Here is a 1,560-nt window from a genome sequence, read left to right on the forward strand (position 1 = left end):
TCGCCCTGTGCGCCTCGTCGATGTAGTAGATGCCGGAGCGGTACTGCGTGCCCCGGTCGTTGCCCTGGCGGTTGAGCGTCGTCGGATCGATCGCATCGAAGAACAGCTCGATGAGGAACGGCAGCGGTGCGATCGCGGGGTCGTAATCGACCCGGACCGTCTCGGTGCATCCCGTGCGCCCGGTGCAGACCTGAGCGTACGTCGGAGCGTCGACGGTGCCGTTCGCGTAGCCCACATCCGTACTCGTGACCCCGCGTACCACCGAGAAGTACTTCTCGAGACCCCAGAAGCATCCGCCTGCGAAGTAGATCGTCGCCATGAGTCCTCCCACGTGTTGTCGTGGGAAGGTCTTACCCCTCCAGCTCGTTGGCAAGCTGCTCGAGGAACAGACCGACGTCGGTGACGACGCCGATTGTCTGCCATGAACCACGATCTGAGAGCTTGGTAACGACCGCTGGGTTGATGTCGACGCACACGGTGGTGACCGCTGCGGGAAGCATGTTGCCAGTGGCGATCGAGTGCAACATCGTCGAGAGCATCAGGCATGCGCCGGCGCGCTGCGCGTAGGTGCGCATCTCGCGCTGGGCGTCCATGGCGTCAGTGATGACATCGGGAAGCGGGCCGTCGTCGCGGATGGAACCCGCGAGCACGAACGGGGTGCCGGACTTCACGAGCGTGTACATGAGGCCCTTGGTGATGTGCCCCTGTTCGACCGCCTGTGCGATCGAGCCACAGCCGCGCACCGTGTTGATCGCGCGAAGGTGGTGCTGGTGCCCGCCATGGGTGGGGGTGCCCTCGGTCATCGAGACGCCCAGCGAGGTGCCGAACATCGCGGACTCGATGTCGTGGACCGCCACGGCGTTGCCGCCGAACAGCACGCTCACGTAGCCCAACTCGACCAAGCGCGCGAGGTGCTCGGCCGCGCCGGTGTGTACGACAGCGGGGCCGACGACCGCGATAACCTCGCGGCCGGCATCCCGGGTCTCGCGCAACATGCGGGCGACGTCGGCAACGACCTGGGCCTTGGGCTTCTCGGAAGAGACGGCGCTGGCCATGAACTCGAACGACTGGCTCGCGCGCGGGCGCTCCTGCGGGTGCACGCGGATGCCGTTGTGACCAACGACGTAGAGGTCGCCGCCGCGAACATCGGCCATGGGAATCGCCTCTGCGACACACGCCTGCGGGTCGACGCGCACACCGAGGTCCATCTCGGGATTGTCGACGTGCACCCAGCCACCGCTCATACGGACGTCGGTCTCGAGGTTGGTCGTCGAGTAGAAGCCCTCAGGGAACACGCCGTCGAGCGGTGCGGGCGCCCACACGACATCGGCGGGTTCGCATGCGACGGCTCCGTGCTCCTGGATGGCGAGCAGGATCTCGTCGAGGACCACGCGGTCGGCGGCGCGCACGCGAATGATCGCGACCGAGGCGTCGTCGTTGGTGCGCCCCACGTCGAACGTGAGCGTCTCGAACTCCCCGCCCAGCGCGATGATGTGGTCCATGACGGCTGACATGATGCCCGAATCGATGAGGTGACCCTCGATGCGGACGTCTTCGAAG

Annotated in this window: 2 protein-coding genes; both read right to left on the minus strand. The window is 66.2% G+C overall.

The window, feature by feature from the left end; all coding sequences use genetic code 11:
• Positions 1–319: peptide-methionine (S)-S-oxide reductase MsrA (gene msrA / locus HGB10_12125; protein NTU72551.1), on the minus strand; the 319-nt coding region annotated here is incomplete at its 3' end.
• Between the two features lie 31 nt (positions 320–350).
• Positions 351–1,560 (minus strand): TIGR00300 family protein (locus tag HGB10_12130; protein NTU72552.1); only part of this gene is annotated, 1,210 nt, incomplete at its 5' end.

This window comes from Coriobacteriia bacterium, assembly GCA_013334745.1.
Taxonomy (GTDB): Bacteria; Actinomycetota; Coriobacteriia; order Anaerosomatales; family JAAXUF01; genus JAAXWY01.